The organism is Falsiruegeria sp. JB4-1, from assembly GCF_055693495.1.
The window spans coordinates 943403-969381 of sequence record NZ_JBVFTZ010000001.1; the positions used below are offsets into that span (position 1 = coordinate 943403).

Sequence of the window (25979 nt, forward strand, 5' to 3'; positions counted from 1 at the left end):
TTGGCTACGAGCCTTTGGGTAAGAAGCGGGTGAGTTTAGAGCCGAGTTTCAATACAGCCAGATGGACGCTTCGAGGCAGGCGCGAGAAGTCGGTGTACCAGTCATCAAACATCTGCATCACACGCAGTGTTTCGGTCATGCGGATTTTGACGACCTTGGGCGTACCATCCTCAGCGGCTTCTTTCTCGACCTCTTTCAATGCGGCGAGAGTCGGAGCGAACTCGCGCTCGCGGCGTCCCTGGATCACGGTATCAACCAGATCGAACATGTCGCGCACCGATGTGAAATGATCGCGTCGGTCGCCTAGCTGTCTGCTGGATTTCACCAGCTTCCATGCTTGAAGCTCCTTCAGCCCGTTCGATACGTTGGAGCGTGCCATATCCAGTGTCTCGCAGATCTCTTCGGCGGTCATCGGATCAGGCGCGATGTGCAGCAGCGCATGAATTTGTGCAACAGAACGATTGACGCCCCACCGCGAGCCCATCTCACCCCAGTGAAGGATAAAGTTCTGCATGGACGGGGTCAGGTTCATTGTGCGACTCGCCTTATATTTCTGTAATGACAGAAATAACTGACGCGTGTGGTGCGGGCAAGAAAAAACCGGCAACGCGATGCGCTGCCGGTTTGTCGGGAAACCCGTGATTACTGCGCTTGCAGTTCTTCGGGGGTCTTGTCTTCGATATCGGTCCAGTTGGTGTTAGCCGATACGATGAAGCCCGGGACGTCTTCGTTCCAGCGTTCCTGGATCTGAGCCGACAGGTTCAGGTACAGCTTGTCGTCGACGATTTTCCAATAGTTCGGGTCGCCATCAAATTTGAAGCCCATCGCAGTGCCGAACGCGCAGAACCCGCCGTATGCAGGTGCATATGCTTCGGGGTTGGCTTCAAAAGTGGCCTTGTTCTCTTCGGATGAGAACCAGTAAGTCGCGTCGTTGTAGACTGAAGTCACGCGATAATCACCTTTTGTGGGTTCACCTACGGTGAAATAGGCGACCGGGTCAAAGCCCTGCAGAGCCAAGCCGGTGTTGCTCGCGTTGACGTCGACGCCAGCTGCCAGAGTTGCGCTTACCAGAGTTACGGACAGGGCGATGCCGCTGATCAAGGATTTTACTTTGTTCATGAGTCTTTCCTCACAGGTTCAGACCTTTTCACCAAATGCGAACAAGGTGCTGTTTTTTCGATGTTGGGTGACGTGTAATTCCGTCACGACACCGACATGGGACAAGCTTTGATCACGTTCAAAGCAACTCAATTTGATTGTGCGGGGGTGAAAACAGACTGTGCGTAAATGTGGGTTTACAGATCGGTAATCTTGCTTTTTCGCACAGATTTTGACTTTGAGAATTAGTGATGATTTGCTTCTGGGCCACAGGTTCATATGACGGCCAGCAACAAAACCTGCGTAAGAGAAACCTACACGCAGATCTAATAGCGATTTGCGAAAGCACTTTGAGTGGATGTTTCCTACGATGTATTTCCCGGTAAGACTTGGGTATGGCCCAATGTCAGACCGGGTTCTTGCGGTCTTCGAGGATCATGTCGCTGGCCTTTTCGCCGATCATTATGGTTGGCGCATTTGTGTTTCCTGACACGATGTCCGGCATGATCGAGGCATCCGCTACCCGAAGTCCGGCAATGCCGCGCACCCGAAGCCTATCATCGACCACCGCCAGATCATCTTGTCCCATCCGGCAGGTGCTTGTCGGGTGATAGATCGTCTGGCTGATGTTTCGGGCACAGTCCAGCAGCTCTTCGTCGGTCTGTGGATTGTTTGATGGCACGTGTTCACGCACGATAAAGGGCGATAGAGCCTTGGTTTCCGTCATCGCACGGGCAAATTTTACGGCACGGATGGCGCAGAGTTGGTCCGCCGTGGCTGACAGGTAATTCGGCACGATCTTGGGGTAATCCGCTGCGCGGGGCGTCGAAATATGGATGTGCCCCCGGCTTTCGGGGCGCAGCTGACAGACCGAGGACGTGATACCCGAAAACGGGTGCATCTCGATCCCTGGCTTGTCGGCACTGAGCGGTTGGAAATGGAATTGGATGTCCGGAGTCTCCAGCCCCTCCATCGACTTGGCAAATATGCAGACCTGGCTCGCCCCCAGGCTCATCGGGCCCTTGCGGAACAGCACATAGTTCAGGCCGATCCCCATGCGCGGGACAAAGCCGTTGATTGCATCATTGAGGGTTGCGGCGTTCACCTCATAGACGAGGCGGATCTGCAAGTGGTCCTGCAGGCATTCACCAACGCCCGGCAGCTCGTGGCGCACCGCGACGCCCGCCTTTTGCAGCACGTCGCCGCGACCAATGCCGGACAGTTCAAGGATTTGCGGCGATCCGATCGCTCCAGCGGACAGAATGACTTCGCCGCCGGGGTTCAAATGAACCTCATGCGTTTGCCCTTTGGTCGAGTACCGGACCCCAACGACACGCTTGTCGTCGTTGGGGTCAAAGATCAATTCCTCGGTATGAGCGTGGGTGATGACCTCAAGGTTGGGACGTTTCTTGGCTGGGTTCAGAAACGCGCGCGCCGACGAGCAGCGAAAACCGCCCTTGGCTGTTTGATGGAAATATCCGGCGCCTTCTTGGTCGGCTCCGTTGTAGTCCTCGGTTCGGGGGACACCCATTTCGACGGCGGCATCGATGAAGGCTTCGGAAATCTCGCTTTTGGCGCGGATCAAGGACACAGCCAACCCACCGTCGTCGCCATGATAATCGTCGGCGCCGTTCTCATGCGCTTCGGAGCGCTTGAAGAGCGGCAAAACATCATCATACCCCCAGCCGCGATTTCCCCGTTGCGCCCAACGGTCATAATCCTCTTTCTGACCGCGTACGTAGAGCAAACCATTGATTGAGGACGATCCGCCAAGCGTCTTTCCACGCGGCCAATCCAGGCTGCGATTGTTCAATCCCGGATCAGGTTCGGATTTGTAGCACCAGTCGGTGTTGGGGTTGTGCAGGGTTTTGAAATACCCCACCGGAACGTGGATCCAGGGGTTCACATCGCGGCCACCGGCCTCAAGCAGAATCACCCGATCTCGCCGGATTTTCACTCAGCCGATTAGCCAAGACACAGTCGGCAGAACCTGCTCCAACAATCAGAAAATCAGCTGTTTTTGGTGACATAATCAGATCCTCCGGCGGGTTAGCTAGGCAAGGTTAAAGAATTCCCTTGCGTCATCAATCAATAGATGAGTAAAAATGAGACCACAAGTCTCAATAATTAATACTTAGGGAGGAGAACTATGAGTATCGGAAACAAGCTGAGCAGAATGTCTCGGCGCGACCTATTCAGGGTCGCGGGGCAGTATGGTTTAAGCTCGACGTTGTTGGCGGCTGGTTCGTTTGGGGGGCTATGAGCGTGGCCAACCTGGCAAACGCCGCCGAGTCGACTTATGAGAAGCGGTTCGCAAAGCCAGCCAAGCACACACTGAAGTTCGGCGCAGCAGGGTTTAACCCTCAGAACCTGCTGATCGAACGCGCGGGTGCTTTGGAATTCGCACGCGATCTGGAAAGCCGCACCGATGGCGAGATTCGTGTTGAGTTCATCGGTAACAACCAGATCTGTGGTCAGGTGTCCTGTGTCGAGAAAACCCAGCAAGGCATCGTCGACATCTATGCGGCCTCCACCCAGAACTCGGCTGGTGGTGCACCGTATCTGAACGTACTGGACTACGCATACATGTTCCGTAACCGCGCGGACCAGTATCACTTCCTGTATTCGCCTAAGTCCCAGGCGTTGCTGCGTGAACCTTATGAGCGTCGTCACGGGCTGAAATTCCTGTTCAGCCATGCGGAACTGCGCGGGATCCAGTTGGGTCTGTCGTGGGAAGACAAGCCCACCGTCACCAGCGTCGAGCAGCTGTTCGGCACCAAGAACCGCGTCACGGGTACCCAATTGGGTCGGATCGCGATGACGGCTCTGAACCTCAACCCGGTTCCGGTCGCATGGGAAGAAACCCTGGATGGCCTGAAGCAAGGTCTGATCGACGGTGCTGAAACCTGGGCGTCGGCTGTGGCCTATGCCAACATGTCGCCGGTTGTTTCGCAGTCAGTTCACCTGAACTTCTTCTGCGGCACTGAGCACACGGCGATGTCGGCCGAGGTCTTTGATGGTCTGGGAGGTGAACTTCAGGATGCCGTGATGGAATCGGCCTATTGGGCGCAAACCCATGTTCAGGCTGCCAACGAAGCGGCGCTGGTCAAAACGGTCGGCATGTCCGATCCGCAGTTGCCAGACACCATCTTTGCCAAAAACAACGTGCGCAACGCATTCCTGTCCAAGGAAGAGCTGCGCAAGGCCGAAGAGATGTGTTCGCCCGAATTCCAGCCACAGCTGTGGGAAGAATGGCGCGAACGGATCAACGGCTGGCAAGGTGGCGCAGACACCTATCAGGAGATCTACGACGAAGTGCGTACGATCCCCGAGGATACGCTGCCCGAAAACGTCGAACCCCGCCGTTGGTGGAAATCGTAATCCACCGCTAAGGTATTGGAGCTGGCCTCGGGTTTCGGGGTAAGCTCATTTGTCCGTGCCAGCGGAAAATCTGCGGCACCGGGCGTATTTAGGAACATGGGAGGGGCACCAGATGTCAGTCTGGGCGGACATGTCCACCATCATCACGGCGACCGTGACGGGGGATATCAACTTCAAAGTCGTAAAGGCCTACCGCTCTGATGCGGCTTGGCTTGTGTTTGGACCGCTGACCTTGATCGGCGCGGTTATCTTTTACTATCGCGAAAAACTGGCAGTCAGATTGGAAGAGAGGCTGGGATATTCGGCCACGCGTATCACTCATCCGATCATCGCTGTAATGTTGGCCCTGGGTTTGGCGGCGGCCTTTCTGGATCCAGTTGCCAATTTCCTAAGTACGGTGACGGGCGACAATCTGCGACTGCTTGTCGTGCTCATTCCGGTTCTGCTGATCCTGTTGGAGCGTACACCCGAACGCACCATCGTCGTCTATTGTTACATCGTCATGGCGGTGATCATCTTTGTCGGCGTCATCCAGCGGTTTGTCTTTTCGGTGCAGGCCCCCTGGTCGACGACCATTCCGCCGCTCTTGTTCATGATCATGGCGTGGTACGGGTGCACCTTTAACATCCGTTTGCGCACGCATCTGAGCTTTTCCGAGTTCCGCACCAAGCTTGGCCGCAAAGGCCAGTTGTTCTGGCTGACCATGGACAACGTCCTGTGGCTTATTTTCTGCATCATCATTGTCACCACTACGGCCCGTGTGACGGTCAACACCTATGACAACTTTGCCATTGTTCTGGGGACCGACGACATCATGCGCTGGTGGTTCATCCTGACGATGCCTTTGTGCTTCATCCTATTGGCGACGCGCGCAATCGAGAACATTCTCGAAGATCTCGGCAAGTACCGCGGTGATGGTCCAATGATCGAGCAAGCCGTAATCGGGGGGGACACCTGATGACCGATGCAACCTGGATTACGATCATCTCGCTGAGCGTGACCTTTCTGTTCATGATGGGCACGCCGGTTCTGCTGATCATCTTCTATTGGGTCGTGGGGTGCAGCTTTGTTCTGGATTTGACACTCGACAACACGGGCGCCGAGATGCTGAACGTCTTCAAGGACGGGTTTGCGCTCATGGCGATGCCGCTGTTCATCCTGACCGGAGACCTGATTAACAAATCAGGGATTGCCAAAAGGCTATCGGACTTTGCCTATGCCTGCCTTGGCTGGCTGCGGGGCGGTCTGGCCATGGCCTCGCTTGGGGCTTGCGGCCTCTTTGCTGCGATCTCGGGCTCGAACTCGGCCACCACGGCCACAATCGGTTCGATGCTTCACCCCGAGATGGTCAAAGGCGGATATGACGAGCGCTTTTCAGCGGCCACGGCTGCGGCTGGCGGTACCGTTGGCATCATCATCCCGCCGTCGATCATCTTCATCGTCTACGGCTTCCTGATGAACCTGCCGATCTCGGACCTGTTTGTGGCTGGCATTCTGCCAGGCACACTGATGGTTGTCGGCATGCAGCTGGCCTGCTGGATCATCTGCCGCATCAACGGCTGGGGTTACCTGATCCCGCTGCAGCTGAACCGCGTTTTGAAAACCGCGTTTGGCGCGTGGCTGGGTTTCTTTGCCATTGGTCTGGTGCTTTGGGGCATCTACACCGGCAAGTTCTCTCCGACCGAAGCTGCGGGCGTGACCGTGGGGTTCTGTATCTTTGCAGGTCTCGTCAGTTACCCGGTCAACAAGATCATGGGGGCTGACAAAGACAAGCACATTTCGGACAAAAGCTTTGCCGAGATGTTCGCGGTCGAAGGGTTCACCTTGCCGGAAATCCCCTCAATCGTGGTCCGTTCAGCTCAGATCAGCGGCATTCTTGCGCCCCTGATCGCGGTGTCCGTCGTGATGCAGCAGATCCTGTCCCTGCTTGGTGCGCAGCAAACCATCGGAGATTTCGTAACCTCGATGGGCGGTTATCATGCGGTACTCTTCACCTCGATGGTGATCGTGTTCTTCTCGGGCATGGTTCTGGAAAGCCTGCCGGTGACGATCATTCTGGCACCGATCTTGGCACCTATTGCGGCCTCGGTGGGTATTGATCCGATCCACTTTTCGGTGATCTTCCTTGTGGGGGCATCCATCGGGTTCATTACGCCGCCATACGGGTTGAACCTCTATGTGGCATCGGGCGTAACCGGAGTTCCATATTTCCGTCTGCTTCGCTATACGGTGCCATATCTTGCCGCTTTGATCTCGGTCTGGGTGCTTGTGTCACTTGTACCGGATCTGGCATTGGCACTGTTGCCGAACAGATAGAAATGAGATGCGATGCCTGAAGACGCGACACCTTCGAAAGAACACCAGATCCCGACCAACCTTCGGCTTCTGCGGATTTTGGAAGAAGTTGCGCGTCTTGGGGTATCCGTAAAGCCGGTCGATCTAATCGATACGATCGGCTTACCGAAACCAACGATCCATCGGCTTCTGCAAACTGCAGAAGCCGAAGGTTTTTGCAGCGAGACCTGGATGGCCGCTCCTATGGGCCCGGAGATCGCTTGAGGGCGCTCGCGGTGAACACGATGTCGTCCGAGCGGATACGCACTGCGCGTTTGGCCATCATGAAGGCAGCCGCCGAGGAGATCGGGGAAACCATCAACCTTGCCACGCCGGATCGCGAAGGTATGACATATCTGGATCGTGTGGAAACCAAATGGCCGCTGCGCATCCAATTGCCCATTGGGACCCAAGTGCCGTTTCATTGCACTGCAAGTGGCAAGATGTATCTGTCCTCTCTGAAGTCGACTACATTGAACGGCGTCTTGAATTCGAAACCCTTAGAGGTTCTGACCGAACAAACCATCACTGATCCTTCCGTCCTTCGTCAGGAACTTATCGAAACTCGAAAAAGAGGGTATTCCCAAGACAACGAGGAGTTCTTGGCCGGAATGGCTGCGATTGCAGTGCCAATCTTCGATCCGCAGGATCGGCTTTTGGCGACTCTGTCGGTTCATGCTCCCGTCATGCGTTGCTCTCTTGAGGATATCCTTGGCTTCCTGGAGCCCCTGAAGGCGGCGGCTGCAAAGTTATCCGAACTTAACAAAAACCCATAGCGTCCGCAAAAAGAGCGGGCAGTTTTTGTCAGGCTTGTATTTTTGCCTATAGTTAGAATCTGACAAAGGCTTTTGGCAGAGGGACGGCAAACAATCCGATCAGCTTTTTTGTCCGATCCGGGGTTCAGACCCTGACCGGATACGGGCGATATTGGCCCGGTGGCGCCAATAGACAAGAAGCGTCAATATCATGCCTAAAAAAAGAGCAGTGCCATGCCCCAACAAAACCGCCCAGACCGTGGAGCTGGCCGCCGCTGCAAGAGCGGCCACGGACGAGATACGGGTTATTGTCGCTGCAACCAACCAGGTCAGGCAACAGGCGACACCGACAGGCCACGCCAAGGCCAGCCACAGGCCAAGAAATGTGGCGACCCCTTTGCCACCCTTGAACGCCAGCCAGACCGGATAGCAATGACCAATAAACGCGGCAAGGGCGGCCACCTGCGCTGCGGCTTCCCCGCTTATTGCGCGCGCCAGCAAGACGGCAACAATGCCCTTGCCACCGTCAAACAGCAATGTCAGGGCGGCCGCGGACTTGTTGCCAGTACGCAGCACATTGGTGGCTCCGATGTTGCCCGATCCGATATCGCGCAAATTGCCCAACCCCATCGCGCGTGCCCAGATCATGCCAAAAGGAATGGATCCCAGTGCCGTAGCCAATTGCGGCCCACAAAAGCAGGCCGAATGCGGGGGTATCAAATGGGGGCATCAGTTACTCCGAAAGACTTCGTGACCACCAACAAAAGTTGCCAGCACCCTACCTTGCATCCGCTGGCCGTCAAACGGGGTGTTCTGGGATTTCGACAACAGCGTCGTGCGGTCGAGCACAAAGGGCACATCCGGATCGAACAGCACCAGATCGGCGGGCGCACCAGCACTCAGCTTAGCCAGCGTCCAATCCCAAACGTTTCGCAGGGTTAAGCGACATCGCCCGGAACAAAGTCGGCAGGTCCAGATATTCGGCATGGACCAAACGCAGGGCTGCTCGAGCAGGAAAGTTTCTAAAGCAACTGCCCCGGCTGCGGCCTCTTCAAACGGTAGGCGTTTGCTCTCTTCGTCTTGCGGCGTGTGCATCGAACTGATGATGTCGATCAGGCCGCTGCGCACTGCCTCGATAACTGCCAGCCGGTCGTCTTCGGACCGCAGGGGCGGCTTGACCTTAAAGAAGGTGCGATAATCGGCTACGTCCAGCTCGTTCAATGTCAGGTGATGGATCGAGGTTCCAGCCGTGATGTCCAGCCCGTTGTCCTTGGCACGCTCCAATGCGGGCAGGGCGCGGGCGGTGGTGATCTGGTCGGCGTGATACTTGGCCCCGGTCATTTCCAAAAGGGCGATGTCGCGGTCCAATCCCATCCGTTCGGCCATGGGTGAAACCGCAGGCAAACCATAAAGCGCGGCAAATTTGCCGCTGGTCGCAGCGGCCCCCTTGCTTAGAATCGGTTCCTGGGTATGGGCCATGACCAACGCGCCACAGGAACGGGCGTAGGTCAGCGCACGGGTAAAGACCTTGGTGTCGCTAATCACATGATCGCAATCGGTAAAGGCCACGGCGCCTGCATCCTGCAGGAACCCGATTTCGGTCATCTCTCGACCTTCGCGCCCCTTGGTCAGCGCTGCCATCGGCAGGACATTGACCTGTGTGTCCGCTTGAGCTCGACGGGTCACAAATTCCAGTGTTTCGGGCGTGTCGATGGCAGGTGAGGTGTCGGGGCGTGTCACCATAGTGGTTACGCCACCAGCTGCCGCCGCGCGGCCGGCAGATTTATAGCTTTCTTTGTGGCGCTCGCCCGGCTCGCAAACCTTGACGCCAATGTCGATGATGCCCGGGGCAAGACATTTGCCTAGGCAATCTACGGTCGCGGCATCCGATTGCTCGGGTGACCCGGCACCAGAGGCCACAATCCGCCCGGAGCTTACCTGCAGCCAACCAAGCGTATCCGTGCCTGCATCGGGATCAATCAGGCGGGCGTTTGTGAAAAGAGTATCGCTCATGGAATGGCCCTTTCGATGGCGGCCTTGGTGGCCGCGGGATCGGCTTGGTATTTGATCAGGTGCTTGTCACCTGTTTTGGTCACGATCTGAACATAGCTGCCCATGGCGTTGACCGTTTCTATGTTGCTCAGCGCGACGTGGCGCGGACCAGGTCCAACAAGTTCGCGACCCTCGATAGACCAGACAAAACCCAGCTCTTCGGAGGCCAGATACCAACCGCGCAGGACTATGGCAGCCAGTCCGGCTGGAGCGCCAGTCCAGATGTAAGGGTTGCCGATCAGCCAAAGCACCAGCATCGCGCCGCCCATAGCGGCGGCGGCCATCCAAGTATGGCTGCGGATATAGGCTCTGCGGTCGGCGGGAAACTCGGTCATCGGATGATCTTCACCGCCGCGAATAGGATCAGAGCCATGACAATCGCAAATAGGGCAAATCCAATCCGACGTGCTTCAGACCTGATTTTCCGAGGCGCCACACGGGGTGCCGAGTAGGGGCGGGCACTTTCAGATGACATGGGGCGCGCAGACCAATCGGTTCCGTCTTCGGTATAGATACCAACAAGCGACACGTTGGACGAGGGCACGAGTATCGCTGGCGTCCCATCAAACGCTCGACTGCGAAGCAGCAGGAGCCATCCTTGAGTCGCGTCGAGTGCCGGTTTGTCCAATTGGCTTGGATCGATGCCGCAGCCTTCGGTCAGATATCCGTGCAACCCTACCTCTTCCAGATCCGAGACAGGAAAGACCTCAACCTGATCCTGAAGCAGTGTATCGACACCCAAAACCTGCGCCGCAGCTCCTGGCTCGCGCAGGAATTTCGCCTGCTCTGGGGGCATCTTCAGCGCAAAAAGGCGCACAACGCGCTGTTCGCCTGCTCGTATCTCGAGCGGGTTGGTCATGCTGCTGCACCCAGATTGCGGGCCAGTAGTTCCATTGCTGCCATACGCACGGCAACGCCCATTTCCACCTGCTCCTGAATGACCGAGCGGTTGATGTCGTCGGCCAACTGCCCGTCAATCTCGACGCCGCGGTTCATCGGGCCGGGATGCATGACGATGGCGTCCGGTTTGGCGAGGCTCAGTTTTTCAGCGTCCAACCCGTAGCGATGATAATATTCACGTTCCGAGGGTATGAAGCCACCATCCATCCGCTCGCGCTGAAGGCGCAGCATCATGACCACGTCGACATCCTGCAACCCTTCGCGCATGTCGTCGTAAATTTCGGCACCAAATTCGGCGAATTGGCCGGGCACCAGAGTCGGCGGTCCGATCAGGCGGATGCGGTTTTCCATCTTGCCCAAAAGGATCAGGTTTGAGCGCGCTACACGTGAATGGGCAACATCGCCACAAATCGCGATGTTGAGACGGTGCAGACGCCCTTTGGCCCGGCGGATTGTCAGCGCATCCAACAACGCCTGTGTCGGGTGTTCGTGCTTGCCATCGCCCGCGTTCAGCACCGCGCAATTCACTTTTTGCGCCAACAGATCGACCGCGCCAGAATGCGGGTGACGCACCACCAGCAGGTCGGGGTGCATCGCGTTCAACGTCATCGCCGTGTCGATTAGCGTTTCACCTTTTTTGATCGAGCTGGCCTGCATTGCCATGTTCATCACATCCGCGCCTAAGCGTTTACCGGCAATCTCGAAACTGGCCTGTGTGCGGGTCGAGTTTTCAAAGAACATGTTGATCTGCGTCAGCCCGGCCAACACATCGGCATGTTTGCTCGATTGCCGGTTCAGATCCACATAGGTCTCGGCCAGATCCAGGATCGCGGTGATGTCACTTTGGGAAAGCTGTTCGATGCCAAGAAGGTGACGGTGCGCAAAACTCATGGGCCGGACTCCGATCTGACATTTTGAGCGCTTATAGAAAGGTCGCTCGCCCCGTGCAATATGCAAGCAGGCCCTATTCTGGCGCACATCCACCATCGGGCAAACACTGCTCCCCGGGCTTGCACCATTTACCGTAACCGCAGTCGATCGCCTGGATCGGAACACAGCCCCGACCTTTGGAGCATTTGAATCCTGGGCGGCATTCCGACTCTGTTTCTTCGCATTGGTACCAGCCCGGAGACGAGCAGCCACCGCCAGGCAGGCAGCCCGTGGTTGGATCGGCGCCCGGAACGTCGAGGCGCTCTTGGTCTGTAACCCTGCGACACCCGCCACCAGGTACGCAGTCTGTGCCCGGCGGACAAATCTTGCCGTTGCTGCATTGGGTTGAGCCGTGAGCCGAGCAGCGAAGTCCCCCGTCAATGCAGATTTGACCGCGCGGGCATGATCGACCGCCGCCGCAATATGTCCCCCCAAGTGGAATACAATGCCCGTCCCAACTGCAGGTGGTTCCCGAACGACAGCAGTTACGCAGTCCGCATTGCAAAGTGCCGATGGGGCATCCAGATTGCGCGCCACCAAAAGGGGAGCCAATCTGCGACTGGGCCGCAGCAGATATGAACAAAAAAAGGCTGAGAACCACAAATCGCAACATTGAGGCAATGTTCCTTCGGGTCTTGCTGCATGGCAAGTGGTAATCCACTTTCCCTTGCCGCTGGGCAGGGTAGAGTGTGCGTCATGGAATCGGATCTGGATTATCACACTGCGAAGGCACTGCTGGAATGGCAGGTCGAACTTGGCGTGTCCGAGGCCATCGGGGACGCCCCGGTTGATCGTTTTTCACTGCCTGACAAATCCACAAAACCGAAGTCAGCTCATGTGCCACCGGCGACGCCCGTCAAGCCCAAGGTTGAAGACCCCGCGGTAATTGCCGGTCAGGCCGCTCGGGCGGCAAACTCTCTGGAAGCGCTGCGCGCCGCAATGGAATCGTTTGAGCACTGTGAACTCAAAAAAGGCGCCCGCAATTTAGTGTTTGCTGACGGCAATCCAGAGGCGCGCGTTATGATCATTGGCGAGGCGCCGGGGCGTGACGAAGATCGCGAAGGACGCCCCTTTGTCGGGCGCGCCGGGCAGTTGCTGGACCGGATGCTCGAGGCAATTGATCTGTCACGTGAGAGCTCGGTCTATATCACGAATGTCTTGCCCTGGCGCCCGCCGCAAAACCGGGACCCCAAGCCGGAAGAGATCGGGATGCTGAAACCTTTTCTGGAACGGCATGTGGAAATTGCCCAGCCTGATGTTCTGGTTCTCATGGGCAACATCAGCTGTCAGGCCGTTCTGGGAAAGCGTGGCATCACCCGACTGCGCGGCAATTGGGAAACAGCGTTGAACTTGCCGGTCATGCCCATGTTCCACCCCGCTTATCTGCTGCGGCAACCACAGGCCAAGCGTCATGCGTGGGCCGACTTGTTGGAGCTGAAGACAAAGCTGATGGGCAACTGACCTCGGACCATTGAAAGGCCCTCTATGTCTCGTATCGACGAAACCAAGGATTTTATCGCAACTCGAATTGCGGTGCTGACCGTGTCGGACAGCCGCTCGATAGAAGAGGATCGGTCTGGTCAGGTGCTGGTGAACCGGATTTCCGAGGCCGGTCATGTGCTGGCGGACCGAAAGATTTTGCCGGATGAACGGGTAGAGATCGCGGACCAACTTCGTGCCTGGGTGGCGGATCCCGAAATTGATGTGGTGATTTCGACCGGTGGGACGGGTCTGACTGGCCGCGATGTCACGGTCGAGGCGCATCGCGACGTCTATGAAAAGGAAATCGACGCCTTTGGGACCGTGTTTACCATCGTGTCGATGCAAAAGATCGGCACATCTGCCGTACAATCACGCGCCACGGGCGGGGTTGCGGGCGGGACCTATCTGTTTGCGCTGCCCGGCAGTCCGGGGGCGTGCAAGGATGCCTGGGACGAGATTCTGGTCAAACAACTGGATTACCGTCACCGCCCCTGCAACTTTGTCGAGATTTTTCCGCGATTGGACGAACATCAGCGACGGAAGTAGGATAATCCGACGTTAAACTCCCGATAACCGCCTTGTGCCTTGGCAATGTTAATAGCCTTGCTAGGTTAAGTGCATGGCAGCAATGAGCGACCGAAACAGGGTATAAGACATGCGTTTCCTGCGACAAAGCCTGGTTGGGGTGTTCCTGGCGTCCATGACGCTGGCATTGCTGATCTATGCCGGACAGCTTGTGATGGGGGCTGTGCAAACCAGACTTTCAAATCAAAAGGCACAACCACAGGCGCGGGAACGCGTGTTTGCTGTGAATGTCCAGCGGGCCGAAATGGAAACGATCGTGCCGCTGCTCGCAGCATTTGGACAGGTTCAAAGTCGGCGCACATTGGAGCTGAGGGCGCCGACGGCAGGCCGGGTCGTTGAATTGGCGGAAAACGTTGAAGAAGGTGGCGTGGTGTACGCGGGTGAGGTGCTGTTGCGCATTGATCCGGCAGATGCGCAATCTGCACTGGACCGCGCCGAGTCCGATCTTTTGGATGCTCAGGCCGAGGAGCGCGACGCAGAACGCACATTGGACCTTGCGCGAAATGAATTGGAAGCTGCCCGGGATCAGTCCGATCTGCGCACGCGCGCGTTGAAGCGCCAGCAGGATTTGGCAGAACGGGGCGTCGGTACGGCAGCGGCGGTGGAAACCGCCGAGTTGGCAGCCGCTTCGGCCCGTCAAGCGGTTCTGGCACGTCGGATTGCCGAGGCACAGGCTGAGGCGCGTATCGATCAAACCGTAACCCGTTTGGCGCGCGCACAGATCGCGCTTGATGCCGCACAGCGGGATTTGTCGGACACGACAATGACAGCCCGGTTTGACGGAACACTCAGCGGAGTTAGCCTCGTTGAGGGGCGCCTTGTATCAGCCAACGAAAAACTTGCGGAACTGGTCGATCCGATGGCTCTTGAAGTGGCCTTTCGAGTATCTACCGCGCAGTATGCACGTCTATTGGACGACGACGGGCGTTTGATCAAAGCCAAGGTAATTGCCTCTCTCGATGCTGCAGGTTCAAACTTGTTTGCGCATGGAACTGTCAGCCGAGACAGCGCTGCAGCAGGAGAGGGACAATCGGGCCGATTGATCTTTGCGCGATTGGATACCGCATTGGGCTTCAAACCCGGAGATTTCGTGACCGTTTCGGTTGAGGAGCCTCCACTCGCAGCGGTTGCTCGACTGCCCGCGTCCTCGCTTGATGCCGAACGTACAGTGCTGGTCGTCGGCGCTGACGATCGGCTCGAAAAGCTCAAAGTTCAATTGGTGCGCCGCCAGGGTGACCACGTGCTATTGCGCGGTGAGGGGCTTGAAGGGCGCGAGGTTGTGATTGGCCGCACACCGCTGCTTGGGACTGGAATCCGCGTCCGCCCACTGAGGGAAGAAGCCAATGCCGAGCCGACGGTTTCGATGTTGGAATTGACAGATGAGAGACGTGCAAAGCTTGTGTCTTTCGTCGAAAACAACGAGCGAATGCCAGATGAGATGAAGGCGCGCGTTTTGGCGCGTTTGGCTGAGGCCAAGGTCTCGGCACAACTGGTGCAACGGATCGAAGCCCGGATGGGGGTGACGTCTCATGACACGTGAGATTCCCGAAGTTGCCAGCGGATTGTTCAGCTATTTCACGCGCCATCGGACTGCAGCTAACCTGTTGTTGGTCGTGCTGCTGGTGCTGGGGGCAGCAGCGATGCCCAACATGCGGGCCCAGTTTTTTCCCGATGTTATTGTAGAGAATGTGGACGTTCGTGTCGTCTGGGATGGGGCCGGGCCCGAAGATGTCGATAGTGCCATTGTGCAGGTTCTGGAGCCGACGCTGCTTGCAGTAGATGGCGTTGAAAGCTCATCTTCGCGATCCAGTGAAGGCCAGGCTTACCTCCAACTGGAATTTGAACCGGGCTGGGACATGGCTCGCGCGCAAGATGATGTTCAGTCGGCTATCGACACGGTCACGACGTTGCCCGAGGACGCCGAGGATCCATCAGTTCGCCGCGGTGCTTGGCGTGACCGGGTAACAGATGTGGTTTTGACCGGGCCAATTGACCCTGATCAGCTGGGGCTGTTCACGGATGAGCTTGTAACCCGTTTGTTCGAAGTTGGTGTAACACGCACCACCATTCGGGGGTCGCCGCGCCGCGGACGATTGTCGAGGTCCCCTCGGCTCAGCTGATTGCCAATGACGTGAGCATGGCCGACATCGCATCAGCGATCGCAGCCGAGGTTGACACCGATCCAGCTGGAGACGTGGCGGGGGCCAATGCACGGGTGCGCACCGGGGTGGCCAAGCGCAATCCCGAAGATATCGAAAGCATCGTTTTGCGTTCGAACCCGGACGGTTCCAAACTGACCATCGGCGATGTGGCGGCGATACGAGTTGAAGGCGTAAACCGAATTCGAAGCTATTATGTGAAAGAACACCCGGCCATGTCGGTTCGCATTGACCGCTCGGATCAGGGGGACGCAATCCGCATCCAGCGCGTTGTCGAGGACGTCGTCGACGAGATGCAACTGAGCCTGCCGCAAGGTGTCACGGTCGAGTTGATCCGGACCCGCGCCGCGGCCATCACTGGCCGCCTGAACATCCTGGTCGACAACGGGTTGATGGGATTGTGCCTGGTGGTGGCACTGCTTTTCCTATTCCTGAATGCACGTATCGCATTCTGGGTGGCCGCTGGCATTCCGGCGGCGATGTTTGCGGCTATTGCGCTGATGTATGTCGGAGGCCTGACCATAAATATGGTTTCACTGTTCGGGCTGATCATCACTCTTGGTATCGTTGTGGATGATGCGATTGTTGTGGGGGAACACGCGGATTTTCGGGCGCGCCGCCTGGGCGAGCACCCTGTTGTCGCCTCGGAGCGTGCAGCACGGCGTATGGCTATGCCGGTTTTCGCAGCTACTCTGACAACAATTATCGCATTTTTTGGCCTGACGGCTGTTGGCGGGCGTTTTGGCGAACTGATCCGCGATATCCCGTTCACCGTGATCGCGGTTCTTGCAGCTTCTCTGGTCGAATGCTTCCTGATCCTTCCCAACCACATGAGCCACGCCATCGCCCATTCGGCCAAGGAACATTGGTACGACATGCCCAACCGGGTGGTGAACCGAGGTTTCAGATGGATGCGAGATCACCTGTTTCGTCCGTTCATGGGCTGGGTTGTTTGGGCACGCTATGTGGTGTTGGCCGGTGCCATAGTAATTTTGGCCAGCCAGCTTGCTTTGTTCATTCAAGGCGATGTCAAATGGCGATTTTTTAACGCACCTGAACGGGGATCGGTTACAGGCAACTTTGCCATGGTCGAAGGGGCCACGCGCGCCGACACTCTGGAAATGATGCGCGAAATGCAGCGCGCGACCGAAGAGTTGGGCAAGCAATACGAAGAACGCTATGGCCGCAACCCGTTGGATTATGTCTTGGCTGAAATCGGTGGCAATGCCGGGCGGGGCCTATCCGGCGTTGACACCAAGGACAAAGACCTGCTGGGCGGCATCTCGATCGAGTTGATCGACGCCGATCTGCGTCCTTATTCGAGCTTTGCCTTCGTAGGAGAGTTGCAGGATTTTGTAGTCCGGCATCCGCTGGTCGAGACCGTCAGCTTCCGCGGCTGGCGCTCGGGTCCCGGCGGTGACGCATTGGATGTACAGTTCTATGGGGCCGAAGTCACAACGTTGAAACAAGCGTCAGAAGACCTGCAAACGGCGCTGTTGCGCTACCCCGAGGTGTCGGCGGTCGAGGACAACCTGGCTTATGACAAGGAAGAGGTGGTGCTGGATCTGACGGCGCAAGGCCAGGCCCTGGGCTTTACCATCGAAACGCTGGGCCGCGCTCTCAGATCGCGTCTGAACGGGATCGAGGCTGCGACTTATCCCGACGGTCCGCGCAGTGCCGAGATCCGGGTGGAACTGCCCGAAGGGGAACTGACTGCCGATTTCCTGGAGCGCACCCTGATGCGCACTCCTCAAGGTGTATATGTACCGTTGGCGGATATTGTGAGCGTCGATCAACGCACCGGTTTTTCCACCGTGCGCCGCGAAAATGGCGTGCGGTTGGTGTCGGTGACGGGCGACATTTCCGAGGATGACCCCGCCCGCGCTGAAGAGATTTCACAAGCGCTGAGCGAAGAAATCCTGCCCAAGATCGCCAGTGAACGTCAGGTGGAATGGCGCATGTCGGGGCTGAGCGAGCAAGAGGACGAGTTTCTGAATGACGCGCGCACGGGCCTGATCCTGTGTCTGACGGGCATCTACCTTGTGCTGGCCTGGGTCTTTGCCAGTTGGACGCGGCCCTTGGTGGTCATGGCGATCATTCCCTTTGGTCTGGTGGGAACGATTTGGGGCCATTACCTGTGGGAGGTTCCGCTGAGCATGTTCACGGTTGTGGGTTTGTTGGGCATGACAGGGATCATCATCAACGACTCAATCGTTCTGGTTACGACCATCGACGAATACGCCAAGGAACGCGGGTTGATCCCTTCGATTATTGACGGCGCAGCCGACCGCTTGCGCCCGGTAATGCTGACGACTCTGACCACGGTATTGGGGTTGGCGCCACTGATGTATGAACAATCGCAGCAGGCCCAGTTCCTCAAACCCACCGTGATCACGCTGGTCTACGGTTTGGGTTTTGGCATGTTCCTGGTGCTGCTGGTTGTGCCTGCATTGGTCGCAATTCAGCGCGATGTAGCACGCCCTCTGACTGCCATGCGTCGCGCCATGCGTGGCCCGGATCGCCGTGTTCGCGGAATTGTCTACCTGGCGTGGATGGCGATGCTGGCGTGGTTGGTGACAACGATGGTCTGGCCGCTGGTCAACGGCGCGCTGCCCGTTCAGATCAGCGCCATGGTTCCTGTGCTGAGCGGACTGCCTGTCTTGCAAGCCGGGATTGCCTTGTTCTTTCTTGGGGCATTGATGATCACGCTCGTCGCCATGATCCTGGGGCTTGCGGTCATTGCGCGAAACTCTACGTCACGCGTGTAAGGGCCATGTCCAAAAGGTCAGTGACACGTGCGCTCATTGGCAACTCACCCGTCTTCACCACGTCAATTGGCACCCACCGCACGTCGGCAATCTCGTCGACTACGTGTGGATTGCCCGCGACGTACTCACACAGCACACCGACCAGCAGGTAATGCGTTATGACCTGGCCTGCATCATCCTGCCGGATCAGGTCGTAGTTTGTCAGATATTCTACCGGTTCCGCGATAACGCTGGTCTCTTCGCGCAGTTCACGGGTGGCAGCAGTCAGGGCCGTTTCTCCCCACTCCACATGACCGCCCGGAAATCCCCAGAGCCCCGCGTCGGGCTGTTTCTTGCGTTGCGCCAACAGGACATTGCCGTCATGGATCACGACGGCCAAAGCACCGAGTTTGGGGATAGGTGAACTCATAGTTCAACCCGGTGAGCAGCCCTGGATGTCGACACTGTGTGCCCCGCCCAGAACCGTTAGGCGAATCTCGGAACGGTCAATTGCAAAGGCGCGGCTGTTGTCGCTGATCAGCTCGGCGGTCGACGTCAGCACATTCCCCTCGCGTCGTGTCTGCGGCTCGGAGGCCCAAAGCGACGGATCGCCCGGTTCGATGACCATCATTTCGGATCCACCGGTTGCGGGCAGGCGTACCACGGCCTCGATCTTCATGCCGTCCTTGGTGGGTGACAGGCGGCAGGTGGCGGATTTCACTCCGGCCTCATTTGCCGAATACGGGCGCGCGGCAAGGGCTGCGGCGATTGCCGGGTTGCGACCGGCCGAGGCGTCCAGATCGTGATCGAACTTCAGCTGTCCGGGGACGCAGACGTCACTGCACACTCCAAACGACATCTGCCCTTTCAACTGAACAGGTTTTCCAGCACGTTTGGGTGTGATTTCGACCGGCAGGATCAACTGGTTTTCGTACCCTATGGTTCGCAGGCCGCTCTGATCAAAAACCTTTGGCGAGGGCCACGTGAATGAGACTTCGCCGACATTACGCGATCCGCGCCAATCAAAGTGTGGTGGGATGCCCGCGTCACCGGGTGCGCGCCAATAGGTTTTCCAACCGTCGGCGAGAGTCATTTTTATTGCGCCCAAATAAGTGCCGCGGTCTGTTTGGCCTCCATCCAGGATTTCCAACTGGACAATGTCATCCAGCCCGCCGACTTGGGCGGCGGCAAAGGAAGGAGCAGTCAGGCCAACGGCCAAGGCAACAATCTTAAGCATGATCCTTAGATGCGCGTTCTGCCGATGAAATCCAAGTAACGTTCGGGTCAGCCCAAGATTATTTTTCTTGTTTGTGACCTCGGCTCTTGCGCCACCGCCGGGGCGTGTCCATTCTTGGGGGACATGGAGCAAGAGAACACAAAGATGCAATTGACCGGCAAGTTGCTGATTGCCATGCCAGGCATGGGCGATCCGCGGTTTGCTCATTCGGTGGTGTTTGTTTGCAGCCATGGAGATGATGGGGCCATGGGTTTGATTGTGAACAAACCCGCAGATTTGCCCCTCTCGGCACTCCTGGAACAACTGGACATCAACTGCCCCTCACGTCGGATCGGCGAGCGGCCAGTTCGGTTCGGAGGCCCTGTGGAAACAGGGCGCGGATTTGTCCTGCATTCGTCAGATTACGAAGCAAACCTGCATTCGCTGGAAATTGGGGAGGGTTTCAGCATGTCAGCGACTTTGGACGTGCTGGAAGATATCGCCAATGGCGAAGGTCCTGCACGCGGGTTACTGATGCTGGGATATTCCGGTTGGGGACCCGGCCAGTTGGAAGACGAGATCGCAGCCAACGGGTGGCTGACAGCCGATGCAGATCTGGGGATCGTCTTTGACCTGGACGACGGGAATAAATGGGAAGCCGCGCTGAAGTCTCTGGGTATCAACCCGCTGACCCTGTCTGCCAGCGCCGGTCACGCCTGATTAGGCTCCTCTGGGGGCCGCTGCACGACGTAGACGGTCGTTGATAGCCAACCCCAATCCTTTTTCAGGGATCGGGGATACGGCAATAGGACGCCCGGTGATGTCCAGTTTGTGCAGGGCCGAGAAAAGATTTGCTGCGGCCTCTGTCAGATCCCCGGACGTAGAAAGGTTAAGATCGCAAGACACATTGCCAAAGCCCAGCAAAATCTCGTCCCCCACCGGGATCTCGACGTTTAGCCGAACGCTGGATTCGGGCGCATAATGCGACAGCAGCTGCCCCGGGGCGGACAGGGCGTCACCCTGTTTGTGGGTCTCGATGCGTTGACCCAGACAGGCCTCGATCAATTCTGCTGACAGCCCGCCGGGGCGGAGCAACACGACATTGCCCGAAAGTCCGACAATGGTGGATTCCAAGCCAACCTCACATGGGCCGCCATCTACAACCGCAGAAATGCGTCCGTTCAATCCGCTGCAAACATGTTCTGCGGTCGTTGGGCTGATCCGGCCGGATGGATTGGCCGAAGGGGCGGCGACTGGGCCGTCGAACTCTGCCAATAACGCGCGTGCTATGCCATTGGCCGGAACGCGCACCGCCAGAGTGTCCAGACCAGCAGTAACCAAAGGAGAGATCCCGTGACCCGGCTTGAGCCGTAGAACAAGCGTCAGTGGACCGGGCCAAAACGCCTGTGCCAGGCGATCGGCCTCATCCGTCCAGACAACATAGCGCTTGGCAGCCTCAATACTGGCAACATGGGCAATCAGCGGATTAAAGCTGGGCCGTCCCTTTGCCTCATATATCCCGGCGACCGCATCATCGTTGCGTGCGTCACCCCCTAAGCCATAGACTGTCTCAGTCGGAAAGGCGACCAGCTCGCCTGCGCGCAGCAGATCAGCTGCCGCCTCGATGTCGGCTGGGCGGGCCGTCAAATAAGATGTGTCCTTACGATACATGGTCGGTGACGCGGCGTTTTGGTTGCTTGCAAGGGGGCGGTGGATAGGTAATCGTCCAAACCCTGTCTTTTATCGGTGCCCAGCGTGGAAGCCAAGCCCGCGCTCACCGCCCAACCATCCGAGGGAACCAATGCCCTATCGCGCACCAGTCACCGACTACCAATTCCTGCTCCGTCACGTTGCCGGGTTCGATCAGATCGCCGAGACCGAGAAATTTTCGGAAGCCTCAGATGATGTTGTCGATGCGATCCTAACCGAAGCGGGCAAGATGTGCGAAGAGGTGATGTCGCCCCTGCAAGTCCCCGGTGACCTACAGCCCGCGCGCTTGGAAAATGGCGTTGTTCGCACGTCGCCCGGCTATGCCGACGGCTGGAAGGCCATTGCCGAAGGGGGCTGGATCGGGATGAGCGGCGATCCGGAATATGGTGGCATGGGCTTGCCGATGACGGTGACCACTGCCGTGAACGAGATGATGAGCGCTGCGTGCCTTTCGCTGCAACTGGCCCCGCTGATGAGCCAGGGTCAGATCGAAGCAATGGAACACCACGCCAGTGACGCGATCAAGGAACTGTTCCTGCCCAAGCTGATGTCAGGCGAATGGTCAGGCACAATGAATCTGACCGAACCGCAGGCCGGATCGGATGTGGGTGCGCTGAGTTCCAAAGCCGTAGATAATGGCGATGGCAGCTATTCGGTGACAGGGCAAAAGATCTTCATTTCTTGGGGTGACAATGATTTTGCCGGCAATGTCTGCCATCTGGTTCTGGCTCGCCTGCCGGATGGCGTGCCGGGTACCAAGGGTATCAGCCTGTTCATCGTGCCGCGCAACCTGCCGGATGACAACGGTGAGGCGGGCGTGGCCAACAGCCTGAAAGTGGTGAGCCTTGAGCACAAGATGGGCCTGCATGGCTCTCCCACCTGCGTGATGCAGTTTGACGGCGCCAAAGGATGGCTTGTGGGCAAGGAACACGGCGGCATGGCTGCGATGTTCACCATGATGAACAACGCGCGTTTGGGCGTTGGCGGTCAGGGTGTGGGCGTTGCCGAAGGCGCCTATCAACACGCGCTGGCCTATGCACTGGAGCGTAAGCAGGGCAAGACACCAAGCGGAACTATCGTGGACCACGCGGACGTGCGCCGGATGCTGATGAGCATGAAGGCAGATGTATATGCGTCGCGTGCGATTTTGCTGAACTGTGCGGCAGCCATCGACATGCAGACCGCCACCGGCGATGCCGAGTGGTCCGCCCGGGCGGCATTCCTGACGCCAATTGCCAAAGCGTTCGGAACCGAGACAGGCATGCGCGTGGCAGAGACAGGCGTGCAGGTGCACGGCGGCATGGGTTTCATCGAAGAAACCGGCGCGGCGCAGTTTTATCGCGATGTGCGTGTGACCGCGATTTACGAGGGTACCAACGGCATTCAGGCGATGGACCTTGTGGCGCGTAAGATGATGGATGGTGGCGAGGCTGCGGCCAAGCTGCTCGATGAGATCGAAGATCATGCAGAGCGCGCACGGGCGACGGTGCCCGAGTTGGCTGGACCAGTCTGGGAAGCCACGGAAACCCTGCGTGAGGCGACCGAGTGGTTGGTGGCGCAGGGAGACATGAATGAGCGGTTTGCCGGTGCGGTGCCCTATCTGAACGCCTTTGCGCGTGTGTTGGGTGGCCACTATCACCTAGTGGCGGCGTTGGCCGATCCGGCGGGGCCGCGTGAAAAACTGGCGCGCTTTTATATTAACGCATTGCTACCCGAGCATGCAGGCCTGCTGGCTCAAGCGCAGAGCGGGGCAACGGATGTCTTCGGTCTGACCATCGACGAGTTGGTCGCTTGATGGACGGGGCTCAGACATTGGCAATGCGATACCCTTGGGACACCCCTCCGGAGCTGGGCGAAGCCATAGAAGTGGCCGAGGGTGTTCTGTGGATGCGTCTTCCGCTGCCGATGAAACTGGACCACGTCAATGTCTATGCGCTGGACGAGGGCGACAGCTGGACGGTGATCGACACCGGCTTTGCGTCCAAGAAATCGCGCAGCATTTGGGAACAACTGATGGCGGGCCCTCTGGGGGGCAAGCCGATCTCGCGTGTGGTGGTGACACACCACCACCCCGATCACATGGGGCTGGCGGGCTGGTTTCAGTCCGAACATGGGGCGGAACTGGTGACAACGCGTACGGCATGGCTGTTCTCACGCATGCTGACGCTTGATGTCCAGGAAAGCTGGCCTGAAGAGACGCTGGACTATTACCGTTCGGCGGGTATGGATGCAGACATTCTGGCCAAGCGTATGGCGGATCGCCCGTTCAATTTCTCGGATATGGTGTACCCGATGCCGCTGGGGTTCCGGCGGATCAAACAGGGCGACGTGTTCCGTATGGGCGGGCGAGATTGGGACGTGCATATGGGCAACGGCCATGCGCCCGAGCATGCCACATTCTGGAGCCGGGACGACAATCTGGTGATCACTGGCGACCAAATCCTGTCCTCGATCAGTCCAAATATCGGCGTCTATGCAACCGAGCCGATGGCCGATCCGCTGGCGGAATGGCTCGAAGCCTGCGAGCGGCTTGCCCCATTGGCGCGAGAGGATCATCTGGCGCTGGGCGGGCACAAGTTGCCGTTCACAGGGCTGCCGATCCGAATGCGGCAACTGATCGACAATCACCACGGCGCGTTGAAACGCCTGCTGAACCATCTGGATACGCCCAAAACCGCATCCGAGTGTTTCGCACCGTTGTTTAAGCGCACCATTGGTGAGGGGGAATACGGTCTGGCCCTGGTCGAGGCCGTTGCGCATGTGAACCATCTCTACCATATCGGAGAGGTGACCCGGACCCGCCGCGAGGATGGGGCCTGGCTGTATCAGCGCAAAAACTAAGTTCAGGGGCTAAGACATGGACGACAAGATCGAAACGGCGGCCGAGGCAGCAGAAGCAGCAGCCCTTCCACGTCATCACGAGGTCCATGCAGACCCTGAACGCAAGGCCAAGCTAGGCCCAGTACCGGCGCAGATGCAAAAACCCGCCGAGGCCAAGAGCCCGTCGCGTTGGGCCTATGAGCGGCTGATTCTCTACATTCGCAGCTTCGAAGAACAGCTGGATGGCGAGCACGAAGTGGCCATGGGGTTCACCGGTGGCGATGCAGGCGTGCTTCGGATTGAGGGGATGGGGTACTTTGACCCGGATATCATCACCTTTTATGGCAGTGATTCAAACGGTGTTCGCACGCAGCTGGTGCAGCATGTAAGCCAATTGAACGTGATGCTGCGGGCCTTGCCCAAACCCAAGGAAGATACGCCCGCAACCCGCATCGGTTTTCGTCTGGCGGCAGATCTGGAATCGTCGAACGAGACCTAGTCCAAGTTCCGCTTTGGTGTATGATCGTTTAGGACCCGGGGCTGCTCCCGCCGGTCGAACAAGCATCAAAGATGCCCTCCTCCCGTTGGGCCAGGCGCCTCGCTGACGCGAGGCGCGCCACTGCAGAACGATAGAACAGGTTTCGCCGCTGCCACAATTGCAGGGGCAACCGCGCAACGGCCGATGTTCTCACAGTCTCCCCCTTGCCATACAGCGCCTCCCATCGTTCAATGCTCGCATTGAAAGGGAGATTGTCGTGTCGCATTATTCCACGGTAACAGAGGCTTATGCGCAAGCCTGGGCCAGAAGACGGGTGTTTGTGCCCCTCTACATGGCGTTGCGCCTGCTGGCTTATGCGCTGATCGCACCGGGTATGGCAGCGACCATCAACCTGGCGGTCTCGCTTTCAGATCAACCGGCGTTGACGGATCAAGATATTGCGTATTTCATCCTTACCCCCGTCGGGTTCCTTGCGACGTTGGTTGTTCTGAGCATCCTGTTGACTGTCGAGGTGTTGAGCTTTGCGGTCATGAGCACCAGCCTGCGCTATGATGGTTCTGACCGCTGGCGCACATCCTGGGCAGCTTTTGGTTATGTCGTCAGCCGTGTCAAAGAGTTGTTGATCTTTGGTATGCTGTTCGTACTGCGCGTGCTCTTGTTGGTGGCACCCTTTGCGCTGGTCGCGGGAGTGATCATGCTGTGGGCCACCGGGGACTATGACATCAATTACTATCTGACCTACAAGCCGCCATCGTTCCTGGCAGCGGCGGGCATTGTTGCCGTGATTCTGTTGGCTTTGGCGCTTGTCCTGCTGCTGCGCCTGTCGAGTTGGGCGCTCGCGCTGCATCTGGTTCTGTTCGAAGGCATCCGCCCGCGTGATGCCTTTGGTGAAAGCCGAACCCGCATGCAGGGCAAACAAACGCGACTCAAGATCGAGCTGGTGATGTGGGTCGCGGTGCGGTTGATGATCTCTCTAGCGATTGCATTTGTGGCGGGGATTGCGATCAACCTGGTTCCGGTCTCTGAGGGGCAATTGAAAACGGCGCTGACTCTCTCGATGGCGATCGTACTTCTTTGGGGGTGGCACTTATCGTTCTGTCCGCCGTGGCCCTTGGGGCTCTGGCTGTGCTGTTGGACGGATTCTTTGAAGGGGAACGGTTGCGGGCCCCCGAGATCACAAAAGGTGGCAGCCTGCGGGTGCGACTGGCATTGATCGTTGGTGTCGGGATCGTCGCGGTGGTCGGCGGGATCTGGATGGGCAACGGGTTGCTTGAATCTGTCGAAGCCGACGATGACGTCGAGATCATCGCC

At 57.8% G+C, this 25979-nt stretch carries 18 protein-coding genes and 6 pseudogenes; 13 read left to right on the forward strand and 11 right to left on the reverse strand.

The window, feature by feature from the left end; genetic code table 11:
• Positions 1–4 precede the first annotated feature (4 nt).
• The 3 genes and pseudogenes from ACZ1HE_RS04830 to ACZ1HE_RS04840 form a co-directional block, all read right to left on the reverse strand.
• Positions 5–532, reverse strand: coding sequence for a GbsR/MarR family transcriptional regulator (locus tag ACZ1HE_RS04830; RefSeq protein ID WP_472619787.1), 528 nt, complete (start codon positions 530–532; stop codon positions 5–7).
• A gap of 110 nt (positions 533–642) precedes the next feature.
• A complete protein-coding gene (locus ACZ1HE_RS04835; RefSeq protein WP_472619788.1) occupies positions 643–1119 on the reverse strand; it encodes a YHS domain-containing (seleno)protein in 477 nt (158 codons plus the stop codon).
• 385 nt (positions 1120–1504) lie between these two features.
• Positions 1505–3128 (reverse strand): annotated as a pseudogene (locus tag ACZ1HE_RS04840) (GMC family oxidoreductase).
• Between the two features lie 119 nt (positions 3129–3247).
• Between ACZ1HE_RS04840 and ACZ1HE_RS04845 the strand changes: the two are divergent.
• The 4 genes and pseudogenes from ACZ1HE_RS04845 (at position 3248) to ACZ1HE_RS04860 (ending at position 7589) form a co-directional block, all read left to right on the forward strand.
• A pseudogene (locus ACZ1HE_RS04845) lies at positions 3248–4479 on the forward strand (TRAP transporter substrate-binding protein).
• A gap of 112 nt (positions 4480–4591) precedes the next feature.
• Positions 4592–5437 (forward strand): TRAP transporter small permease, encoded by an 846-nt coding sequence (locus ACZ1HE_RS04850; protein ID WP_472619789.1) that lies wholly within the window; start codon positions 4592–4594, stop codon positions 5435–5437.
• Entirely contained in the window at positions 5437–6795 is a 1359-nt protein-coding gene (locus tag ACZ1HE_RS04855; RefSeq protein ID WP_472619790.1) for a TRAP transporter large permease, read from the forward strand. Before ACZ1HE_RS04850 ends, ACZ1HE_RS04855 begins: the two co-directional genes overlap by 1 nt.
• Before the next feature lie 12 nt (positions 6796–6807).
• A pseudogene (locus ACZ1HE_RS04860) lies at positions 6808–7589 on the forward strand (IclR family transcriptional regulator).
• 99 nt (positions 7590–7688) lie between these two features.
• Here ACZ1HE_RS04860 and plsY read toward each other — a convergent pair.
• The 5 genes and pseudogenes from plsY to ACZ1HE_RS04885 form a co-directional block, all read right to left on the reverse strand.
• A pseudogene (plsY, locus tag ACZ1HE_RS04865) lies at positions 7689–8298 on the reverse strand (glycerol-3-phosphate 1-O-acyltransferase PlsY).
• Positions 8298–9581 (reverse strand): annotated as a pseudogene (gene pyrC / locus ACZ1HE_RS04870) (dihydroorotase). Before pyrC ends, plsY begins: the two co-directional pseudogenes overlap by 1 nt.
• Positions 9578–9955: a hypothetical protein gene (locus ACZ1HE_RS04875; protein ID WP_472619791.1), complete on the reverse strand. Its 378-nt coding sequence runs from the start codon at positions 9953–9955 to the stop codon at positions 9578–9580. Before ACZ1HE_RS04875 ends, pyrC begins: the two are co-directional and overlap by 4 nt.
• Positions 9952–10479, reverse strand: coding sequence for a hypothetical protein (locus ACZ1HE_RS04880; protein WP_472619792.1), 528 nt, complete (start codon positions 10477–10479; stop codon positions 9952–9954). Before ACZ1HE_RS04880 ends, ACZ1HE_RS04875 begins: the two co-directional genes overlap by 4 nt.
• Entirely contained in the window at positions 10476–11411 is a 936-nt protein-coding gene (locus ACZ1HE_RS04885) for an aspartate carbamoyltransferase catalytic subunit (RefSeq protein ID WP_472619793.1), read from the reverse strand. The genes ACZ1HE_RS04880 and ACZ1HE_RS04885 overlap by 4 nt, the downstream gene beginning before the upstream one ends.
• A 735-nt stretch (positions 11412–12146) precedes the next feature.
• Here ACZ1HE_RS04885 and ACZ1HE_RS04890 point away from each other — a divergent pair.
• From ACZ1HE_RS04890 to ACZ1HE_RS04905, 4 genes and pseudogenes are all read left to right on the forward strand, one after another.
• Positions 12147–12911 carry a uracil-DNA glycosylase gene (locus tag ACZ1HE_RS04890; RefSeq protein ID WP_472619794.1) on the forward strand — a complete coding sequence of 255 codons (765 nt, stop codon included), beginning with the start codon at positions 12147–12149 and terminating at the stop codon, positions 12909–12911.
• A gap of 24 nt (positions 12912–12935) precedes the next feature.
• Entirely contained in the window at positions 12936–13478 is a 543-nt protein-coding gene (gene moaB, locus ACZ1HE_RS04895; protein WP_472619795.1) for a molybdenum cofactor biosynthesis protein B, read from the forward strand.
• A 109-nt stretch (positions 13479–13587) separates the two neighbouring features.
• Positions 13588–15057: an efflux RND transporter periplasmic adaptor subunit gene (locus tag ACZ1HE_RS04900; protein ID WP_472619796.1), complete on the forward strand. Its 1470-nt coding sequence runs from the start codon at positions 13588–13590 to the stop codon at positions 15055–15057.
• Positions 15047–18444, forward strand: a pseudogene (locus tag ACZ1HE_RS04905) (efflux RND transporter permease subunit). Before ACZ1HE_RS04900 ends, ACZ1HE_RS04905 begins: the two are co-directional and overlap by 11 nt.
• Here ACZ1HE_RS04905 and ACZ1HE_RS04910 read toward each other — a convergent pair.
• Both ACZ1HE_RS04910 and ACZ1HE_RS04915 read right to left on the reverse strand, forming a co-directional pair.
• Positions 18428–18853, reverse strand: a complete 426-nt coding sequence (locus ACZ1HE_RS04910; protein ID WP_472619797.1) for an NUDIX hydrolase — start codon at positions 18851–18853, stop codon at positions 18428–18430. The pseudogene ACZ1HE_RS04905 and the gene ACZ1HE_RS04910 overlap by 17 nt on opposite strands.
• A gap of 3 nt (positions 18854–18856) precedes the next feature.
• On the reverse strand, positions 18857–19660 hold the full coding sequence (locus ACZ1HE_RS04915; protein WP_472619798.1) for a protein-disulfide reductase DsbD domain-containing protein: 804 nt from the start codon (positions 19658–19660) through the stop codon (positions 18857–18859).
• 123 nt (positions 19661–19783) lie between these two features.
• Between ACZ1HE_RS04915 and ACZ1HE_RS04920 the strand changes: the two genes are divergently transcribed.
• Positions 19784–20359 (forward strand): YqgE/AlgH family protein, encoded by a 576-nt coding sequence (locus tag ACZ1HE_RS04920; protein WP_472619799.1) that lies wholly within the window; start codon positions 19784–19786, stop codon positions 20357–20359.
• On the opposite strand, the gene ACZ1HE_RS04925 is transcribed toward ACZ1HE_RS04920, so the two are convergent.
• The gene (locus ACZ1HE_RS04925; RefSeq protein ID WP_472619800.1) at positions 20360–21310 is read right to left on the reverse strand and encodes an L-threonylcarbamoyladenylate synthase; all 951 of its coding nucleotides are present in this window, start codon (positions 21308–21310) and stop codon (positions 20360–20362) included.
• 130 nt (positions 21311–21440) lie between these two features.
• Between ACZ1HE_RS04925 and ACZ1HE_RS04930 the strand changes: the two genes are divergently transcribed.
• From ACZ1HE_RS04930 to ACZ1HE_RS04945, 4 genes are all read left to right on the forward strand, one after another.
• On the forward strand, positions 21441–23144 hold the full coding sequence (locus ACZ1HE_RS04930; RefSeq protein WP_472619801.1) for an acyl-CoA dehydrogenase: 1704 nt from the start codon (positions 21441–21443) through the stop codon (positions 23142–23144).
• A gap of 23 nt (positions 23145–23167) precedes the next feature.
• Positions 23168–24190: an MBL fold metallo-hydrolase gene (locus tag ACZ1HE_RS04935; RefSeq protein WP_472619802.1), complete on the forward strand. Its 1023-nt coding sequence runs from the start codon at positions 23168–23170 to the stop codon at positions 24188–24190.
• A 16-nt stretch (positions 24191–24206) separates the two neighbouring features.
• A complete protein-coding gene (locus ACZ1HE_RS04940) occupies positions 24207–24668 on the forward strand; it encodes a DUF6173 family protein (protein WP_472619803.1) in 462 nt (153 codons plus the stop codon).
• Between the two features lie 256 nt (positions 24669–24924).
• The gene (locus ACZ1HE_RS04945) at positions 24925–25881 is read left to right on the forward strand and encodes a glycerophosphoryl diester phosphodiesterase membrane domain-containing protein (RefSeq protein ID WP_472619804.1); all 957 of its coding nucleotides are present in this window, start codon (positions 24925–24927) and stop codon (positions 25879–25881) included.
• The last annotated feature ends 98 nt before the right edge of the window (positions 25882–25979 follow it).

Coding starts and splice junctions, on each gene's coding strand:
- ACZ1HE_RS04830 (WP_472619787.1), bottom strand. CDS start 532: ATGAACCTGACCCCGTCCATGCAGAACTTTATCCTTCACTGGGGTGAG.
- ACZ1HE_RS04835 (WP_472619788.1), bottom strand. CDS start 1,119: ATGAACAAAGTAAAATCCTTGATCAGCGGCATCGCCCTGTCCGTAACT.
- ACZ1HE_RS04850 (WP_472619789.1), top strand. CDS start 4,592: ATGTCAGTCTGGGCGGACATGTCCACCATCATCACGGCGACCGTGACG.
- ACZ1HE_RS04855 (WP_472619790.1), top strand. CDS start 5,437: ATGACCGATGCAACCTGGATTACGATCATCTCGCTGAGCGTGACCTTT.
- ACZ1HE_RS04875 (WP_472619791.1), bottom strand. CDS start 9,955: ATGACCGAGTTTCCCGCCGACCGCAGAGCCTATATCCGCAGCCATACT.
- ACZ1HE_RS04880 (WP_472619792.1), bottom strand. CDS start 10,479: ATGACCAACCCGCTCGAGATACGAGCAGGCGAACAGCGCGTTGTGCGC.
- ACZ1HE_RS04885 (WP_472619793.1), bottom strand. CDS start 11,411: ATGAGTTTTGCGCACCGTCACCTTCTTGGCATCGAACAGCTTTCCCAA.
- ACZ1HE_RS04890 (WP_472619794.1), top strand. CDS start 12,147: ATGGAATCGGATCTGGATTATCACACTGCGAAGGCACTGCTGGAATGG.
- moaB (WP_472619795.1), top strand. CDS start 12,936: ATGTCTCGTATCGACGAAACCAAGGATTTTATCGCAACTCGAATTGCG.
- ACZ1HE_RS04900 (WP_472619796.1), top strand. CDS start 13,588: ATGCGTTTCCTGCGACAAAGCCTGGTTGGGGTGTTCCTGGCGTCCATG.
- ACZ1HE_RS04910 (WP_472619797.1), bottom strand. CDS start 18,853: ATGAGTTCACCTATCCCCAAACTCGGTGCTTTGGCCGTCGTGATCCAT.
- ACZ1HE_RS04915 (WP_472619798.1), bottom strand. CDS start 19,660: ATGCTTAAGATTGTTGCCTTGGCCGTTGGCCTGACTGCTCCTTCCTTT.
- ACZ1HE_RS04920 (WP_472619799.1), top strand. CDS start 19,784: ATGGAGCAAGAGAACACAAAGATGCAATTGACCGGCAAGTTGCTGATT.
- ACZ1HE_RS04925 (WP_472619800.1), bottom strand. CDS start 21,310: ATGTATCGTAAGGACACATCTTATTTGACGGCCCGCCCAGCCGACATC.
- ACZ1HE_RS04930 (WP_472619801.1), top strand. CDS start 21,441: ATGCCCTATCGCGCACCAGTCACCGACTACCAATTCCTGCTCCGTCAC.
- ACZ1HE_RS04935 (WP_472619802.1), top strand. CDS start 23,168: ATGCGATACCCTTGGGACACCCCTCCGGAGCTGGGCGAAGCCATAGAA.
- ACZ1HE_RS04940 (WP_472619803.1), top strand. CDS start 24,207: ATGGACGACAAGATCGAAACGGCGGCCGAGGCAGCAGAAGCAGCAGCC.